The organism is Actinomycetota bacterium, from assembly GCA_036280995.1.
Classification (GTDB): domain Bacteria; phylum Actinomycetota; class CALGFH01; order CALGFH01; family CALGFH01; genus CALGFH01.
Genome location: DASUPQ010000314.1, coordinates 1 through 6392 on the forward strand (window position 1 = coordinate 1; position 6392 = coordinate 6392).

Annotated in this window: 8 protein-coding genes; all 8 read left to right on the forward strand. The window is 74.0% G+C overall.

The features are described from left to right. Positions 1 to 194 (forward strand): NlpC/P60 family protein (locus VF468_10575; GenBank protein ID HEX5878752.1); only part of this gene is annotated, 194 nt, incomplete at its 5' end. Further along, positions 191 to 820 carry a lytic transglycosylase domain-containing protein gene (locus VF468_10580; GenBank protein ID HEX5878753.1) on the forward strand — a complete coding sequence of 210 codons (630 nt, stop codon included), beginning with the start codon at positions 191 to 193 and terminating at the stop codon, positions 818 to 820. The genes VF468_10575 and VF468_10580, both read left to right, overlap by 4 nt. Further along, positions 817 to 1014 carry a DNA gyrase inhibitor YacG gene (locus tag VF468_10585; GenBank protein ID HEX5878754.1) on the forward strand — a complete coding sequence of 66 codons (198 nt, stop codon included), beginning with the start codon at positions 817 to 819 and terminating at the stop codon, positions 1012 to 1014. Before VF468_10580 ends, VF468_10585 begins: the two co-directional genes overlap by 4 nt. Before the next feature lie 341 nt (positions 1015 to 1355). Continuing rightward, entirely contained in the window at positions 1356 to 1520 is a 165-nt protein-coding gene (locus VF468_10590; protein HEX5878755.1) for a hypothetical protein, read from the forward strand. Next, positions 1517 to 1852, forward strand: a complete 336-nt coding sequence (locus VF468_10595) for a WhiB family transcriptional regulator (protein HEX5878756.1) — start codon at positions 1517 to 1519, stop codon at positions 1850 to 1852. Before VF468_10590 ends, VF468_10595 begins: the two co-directional genes overlap by 4 nt. A gap of 184 nt (positions 1853 to 2036) precedes the next feature. Next, the gene (locus tag VF468_10600) at positions 2037 to 2726 is read left to right on the forward strand and encodes a hypothetical protein (protein HEX5878757.1); all 690 of its coding nucleotides are present in this window, start codon (positions 2037 to 2039) and stop codon (positions 2724 to 2726) included. Continuing rightward, positions 2726 to 4651 carry a hypothetical protein gene (locus tag VF468_10605; GenBank protein HEX5878758.1) on the forward strand — a complete coding sequence of 642 codons (1926 nt, stop codon included), beginning with the start codon at positions 2726 to 2728 and terminating at the stop codon, positions 4649 to 4651. Before VF468_10600 ends, VF468_10605 begins: the two co-directional genes overlap by 1 nt. Before the next feature lie 128 nt (positions 4652 to 4779). After that, a partial coding sequence (locus VF468_10610) for an FtsK/SpoIIIE domain-containing protein (GenBank protein ID HEX5878759.1) occupies positions 4780 to 6392 on the forward strand: 1613 nt, incomplete at its 3' end.

Below are 6392 nucleotides of genomic sequence, written 5' to 3' on the forward strand. Positions count from 1 at the left end.
GGCCGCGCCCCGGCGATCTGGTGTTCTTCCACACCCGCCGCATGCCAGCTGGCCGCGCCGGCCACGTCGGGGTCTACCTGGGTGACCGGCGGATGGTTGAGGCCCCCGCCCCAGGTGCGCGGGTCCGGATCGGGTCGACCAACCGGCCCGGCTACCTGGGCGCCACCCGACCCGGCGCAAGGGGCGGGTCATGATCGGCCTGGCTGCCTGGGTGCTGAGTCTGCCGTTGCGGCTCGCCTGGCAGCTGGGGCTGCGCCGCACCCTGATCGGGGTCTGCCTGCTGGTGTTGGCGGTCACCGGCTACGGCGTCGCCGAGGACCTGGGGCTGGTTGGCAACCCACCCGCCCAGGCTCGAGCGCGGCCAGGCGGCCAGGCGCCGCCCAGCCGCGCCGCCATCGACGACATCCCCCCGGGCTACCGTCGGCTGTATCTACTGGCGGCCCGCCGCTGTGCGGGGTTGTCGTGGGCGGTGCTGGCCGCCATCGGCAAAGTCGAGAGCGACCATGGCCGCGCCCGGCTGCCTGGAGTGCGGTCGGGCTGGAACGCTGCGGGGGCGGCCGGGCCGATGCAGTTCGGCATCGGGGTCGGGCGGGCCGGCAACGCCTGGGCCCGCTACGGCGGCGACTTGGACCACGACGGACGAGTCAGCGTCTATGACCCGGGCGACGCGATCCCGGCCGCCGCCCGCTACCTGTGCGACCACGGCGCCCCCCACCGCCTGGACGCCGCCCTCTACGCGTACAACCACTCCTGGGCGTATGTGACCCGGGTGAAGCGGCTCGCCCGCGGCTATGTCGCCGGTGGGGGTGGACGGCGATGAGCACGCCCCTGCGGCCACCTCGGCCCTGCCCATTGTGCGGCAACCCGGTCTCGACCAGCGCCCTGGTTGAGACCCACCTGGAACCGACCAATCGCTACCCCAAGGCGGATGTAGTGGTGTGGCTGTGTGTGGCCTGCGCGGTCGAGGTCACCGACAACGCCGACGACGCCAAGGGTGCTGGTGGCCGACGATGAGCGGCCACCAGCCTCCCGTCGGCCACGGCGCCGTCGCCGAAAGCGTCCCCGGCAGTCCCGGTGGGGTTGGGGCATGTCCGTCGCCGCCCAAGCCCAATGTGACCGTGTGCGGCCGGGTGGAGGCCAGTCTCCATACCGGCCGCCATCAGCCCTCGGCCACGGCGGCCAGCCGCGGTACCGGCATCCGGAGCTCGCCGCAAACCCGACCACCCGAACCACGACAGGCGCTGCCCGCCGCCGCGGCCCGCCTGCATCCAGCACCGAGTCGCTGGCAGGGGAGGGATGCCACCAAGCCCCGCGACCACGAACCCCAATCGCATCGTCTTGTAAAGGAGCCGATCGTGCGCAATCCAACGCTGTGGCAGATCGACATGGGCGACGGCAGCTGGGCCGTGTCGTGTCGAACCTGCCGGCTGTCCTACCGCGGCCCCAAGGCCGGAGCGGACCTGCTGTTCGACACCCACCAGTGCGAGCCGGTCATCCTGCTGCCAGAGCAGACCCGATGACCGGCCGCCAGCGGACTTGCGACCCGTCAGGTGCGGTCCCGCTCGGCCCTGCCAACAACAACGTCGACTTCTTCACCCACGCCGCCTGCGCCCAACCTGGCGTGGACCCGTCAATCTTCACCAGCGAGGAAGACGACCAGCAGGCGGTGACGGCCGCCCGGGCGGTGTGCTGGAGCTGTCCGGTTCGGTTGCCGTGCCGCCGCTACGCCTATGACGCCAACCCCTATGGCGTGTACGCCGGCGAGACCCAGACCGAGCGGGCCGCCAACCTCAAGGTTCATACCCACCTCGCCGCGCACGAGCACCGTCACCACGGGGAGGTGGTGGCGTGAGTTCGCCCACCGCCTGCCTGCTGTGCTGTGGCCCCCTCGGCCCAGACGACCCACACTGGCTGGCATTCGCCCAAGCTGGGTTGTCGGCCCAGGTCGACGGCTGCAGCGGCGGCCGCGCCCCCAGCCACGGCACCGCCGACGTGGCAGCCAACCAGCCAAGGGCGCCGGTATGAGCCGCGGGCCGGTGACCATCGCATGGTCCAGCCCCACCCGCGGCCAGCCGCGGGTCGACGTCGATCTGATCGAGGCGGTGTTCGCGGTCGGTGCAGGCCTGCCGATCGCCGAGTTGACGGTGCCCGGCGATGAAGCAACCGGGCGGGCCGCCGCGGCGGCGTTATGGATGGCCCGGCTGTGGGGCGACCGGGACGGCCACGCCTGTCTGTGTCTGGGCTTGGACGGCCACCTCACCCAGGGCGGCGGCTATGAGTTCCGCCGGTTCACCCAGTGCTTCCATCGCTGGCCCGCTGGCCGGCACCGGCTCCTGGCCCAGGCCATGGCCGCCGCCGACCAGGCGGATGTGTACGTCGGGGTGCTGCTGTGGACCGGGCCGTCGCGGCGAGCTGGTACCGCCCAGCCGGGCCGGGTCGCGTGGGCGGACGTCGACGGCGCCTGGACCACCCAGCGGACCCGGGCGTTGGACCGGCTCCAGGGCTGGCCGACCTGGCAGGTCCAAAGCGGCAGCGGCCGCCACCTGTATCTACCACTGGAGGACCTGGAACCGCCCGAGCGGCTGGAGGGCTGGAACCGGCGGCTGGCCGCCCTGTTGGCGGCCGACAGCGGCTGGTCAGCGAGCAAGCTGCTGCGGCTGCCCGGGACCTACAACCACAAGCCCCGCGCCGCTGGTGGCCGGTCGACCCTGGTGCGGTGGTTGTGATGGGCGGCGGCAACCGACAGCTGGACCGGCTGCTGCCGGCCGACCCAGCGGCGCATGCCCGTCTGGAGCCGCCGCTGCCGCTGGACGCCGCGGCGTTGCCGGAGCGGCTCCCCGCCCACCTGGCCCGCAGGCTGGAGGAGATCCCTGGGGACCGCTCCCGGCAGCTGGCCGGCTTGGTCGCGGCCGCGGTCGAATGGGGTCTGGAGGACGGCGAGGTGCTGGCCTTGGCGCTGGCGCATCGGCCGACCCGGGAACGCCGCCAGACCAAGGGCACCAACATCGGCGCTGATGTGGCCCGGTTGCTGGCCAAACTGCGCCCCGCCCATGCCCATGTGGGCCAACCCTGTGACGCCGCCGGCTGTGCCAACGCTCCCTCCTGGATGGGACCTGGGCCGCAGCCGGCCAACGGCCAGCCGCCCACCCCGCCCCCTGCGGCGGCCCAGGTCGCCGCGGCGGCCGGACCGACCGCCCCCCACCGAAACGGCCACCCGACGGGCACGTCGGCGGGCTGGTCCGGCCCGGTCGCCGAACTGCTGGACCTGCTGGCCACCTACGTCCACTTGGACGACCCCGGCCATGTCTGGTTCGCCCTCGCGGTCGCCGCCTCCACAGCGCTGGACGGCGACCCACTGTGGGGCATGCTCATCGGCCCATCCTCCAGCGGCAAGACCGAGGCCATCCGCGCCCTCGACACCCTCGCCGAGCCGATCGACGAGATCACCGCCCCGGCGCTGCTGTCATGGACCCACGGCCGAAAGCCCCAGCCGACCGGCGTGCTCACCAGAGTGGGAACCCGAGGCCTGGTCACGGTCGGGGACTTCTCCACCGTGCTCGCCACCAGCGACCGCGGCGGCCGCGACCAGCTGTTCGCCCTGCTCCGCCGGGTCTATGACGGGCAGGTGACCCGCGATTTGGGCAACGCCCCGGTGCCGCTACGCTGGAGCGGTCGCCTGACCCTGCTGGCCGCCTGCACCCCGGCGATCGACAACTACACCAGCCACGCCGACCAGCTCGGCCCCCGCTGGCTGTACTACCGGCTCGCATCCGCCTCAAGCGCAGCCAAGCGGGCCACCAGCCGCAAGGCGCGGCTGCGCGCCGGCCAGCTCGCCGGCTCCCGCCGCCAGGCCGCCGAGCTTTGCGGCCGGCTGGTCGGCGCCGCCCACCGCACGGTCGCCAGCGTGCAGCTGTCGGCGGCGGCGGCCGAGCACCTTGACGACCTGGCCATCGTCTGCTGCTACGGCCGCGCGGTGGTCCCCCGCAACGCCTACGGCCGCCGCGAGATCGAGGGCCTGGCCATCGTGGAGGAACCCCCGCGGCTGGTCGCCCAGCTGCTGCTGCTGGCCCGGGGGCTGCTCGCCCTCGGGCTCCAGGAGCCGGCGGCGGTGGCGTTGTGCCGGCGGGCGGCGCTCGACTCGATGCCCGCGGTCCGCCGCTGCCTACTCCAGGTACTGGCCGACGCCGAGGAGGTCACCGTGAGCGAGGCCGCCCGGCGGGTCGGCTGCCACCGGCACGTGGCCCGCCTGGCCTTGGAGGAGTTGGCCGCGATCGGCCTGGCTGCCTGTCCCGGCCTGGATGAGGATTCCGACGACGACCCGGAGCTGCCGGGCCGCTGGGCGGCCCATCCCTGGCGGCTTGCCGGCCCCGACCAGCGGCTGGTCCGGACCGTTCTGGCTGCTCCGCCCTGGCACGAAGTGTGGCCCGCACCCTCCGGCAGGGGGGAGGGGGAGGGGAAGGGTCGGGGGGGAGGTGTGGGTGGTCCCCACACTTCGTGCCAGGGCCCACCAGCCACCCTCGCCAATCCCAGCCCAACCGGCCACCTCGCCGGCGAGCTGGTCTGCCCGGCCTGCGGGCAGCTAGCCCGCTCAACCCCCGGCCGGCCGGGCCGCTGCCCCGACTGCACCGTCGACCTGGTCCCCGCCCCCTAACACACACCACCATGGCCAACTGCGACCGCGACGGCGAGGTCAAGGTCTGGTAGCGGCCGGTGTCGTACGGGTCGGGTATCACGGCAGCAGCGGCCGATGTGGCCGCTGACCGCCGAGGAGCACCACCCATGCCCACCGACACCGACTGGGTCCCCGCCGACCACCCGGACGGCCGCGACACCGACCCACTGTGGCCGCTCACGGACCCGCCGCCGGGCCGCCGTGGCCCACTCCAGGACCTCCGCTGGCAGCGGCGGATGCGGCCACGCTGGCAGCGCATCGCCTTCGTCAGCGGCCTGGCTGTGCTGTTTGCGCTGCTGTTTGACCCCAGCCGGGTGCTGTTCGCCGGCCTTGGCCTGGCGATCGCGGCGGTCCTGTGGCCGGTGCTGGGCTGGCCCGGCCGCATCATCGCCTGGACGCTGGCGGTCGCCTGGACCATGGCCCTGGTCGGCTGGCAGCACACCATTCCCTTGGCCGGCCTGGCCGGGTTCGCCCGCTGGTTCTGCGCCGCCAGCCCAGCTCGCCCCGCCGAGTCAGCCCAAGCGGGATTGCCGGCAGTCGAGGTGACCGGGCTGGCCGATGGTGACCGCTCCGACGTCGGCGGCTGGGGAGCCGGAGGGGGCCTCCCGCCGGGCTGGGCGCCACCGGACTCGCCAACCACGGCCCGGGCGGAGGGGCTGGTGGGCGGCTGGGCACAGACCGCCCAGGCCGCCGGGCTGGCTGGCACCACCCTGAGCCACCTCACCACCACCCCGTTCGGCTGGACCGCCAAGCTGCTGCTGCGGCCCGGGCAGACCATCGCCGACGCCATCCGCCAACGCGAGGCGCTGGAGTCGGCGTTGGACGTGCGGCCCCGCTCGGTCCGCCTGGAAGAAGACCCCAGCCGCGCCCGCCAGGTGCTGGTGCGGGTGGTGGAACGCGACCCGCACGCCGCCCCGATCCCCTGGGCCGGCCCGCAAGCGGGGTCGATCCGTCGGCCGCTGCAGCCCGGCGTCTGGGAGACCGGCGACCCGGTCGCGGTCTGCCTGGCCAACCAGCACACCCTCCTGGTGGGGGCCACCGGGTCGGGCAAGTCGATGCTGGTTAACGTCGTGGTCGGCGAGCTGGTCGCCGCCGCTGACGTCGTCTGCTGGGGGGTCGACTTCAAAGGTGGCGCCGAGCTCGGCCCCTGGCGGGCCTGCCTGGGTCGGGTCGCCACCACCCCCACCGACACCGAGCAGCTACTACAGGCCGCCGTGGCCGTCCTGGACGCCCGCATGGGCGAGCTGGGCCGCCTTGGCCGGCGCGAGCTGGCGCCCTCGCCGGCCACCCCCGCCCTGGTGGTGGTCATTGACGAGCACGCCGAGCTGGTCGCCCGCTGCGGCCGCCCGGCGCTGGAGGCCATCGACTCGATCGCCAAGCGCGGCCGGGCGGCCTCGGTCACCCTGATTCTGGCCAACCAGCGGGCCACCATGGACCTGCTCGGCTCCGAGATCCTCCGCGCGAATCTGCGGGTGCGGTTCTGCCTGGGCGTGGAAGATCCCGGTGAGGTCAGCTTGGCGTTGGGGCTAGGCGGCAAGAAGGACTGGCCGCCCGAGCTGCTGGACGCCCCCGGCAAGTTCTACCTGCGCGCCCGCAGCCAAGGCCTGAACAGTCCCCGGCCCGCCCGCGGGTATCTGGCCACCACCGCCCAGGTCCACCGGCTGGCCGCCCACCACGCCCACACCCCCCGCCTGGACCCGGTCTCCGCCCAGGCGGCCGC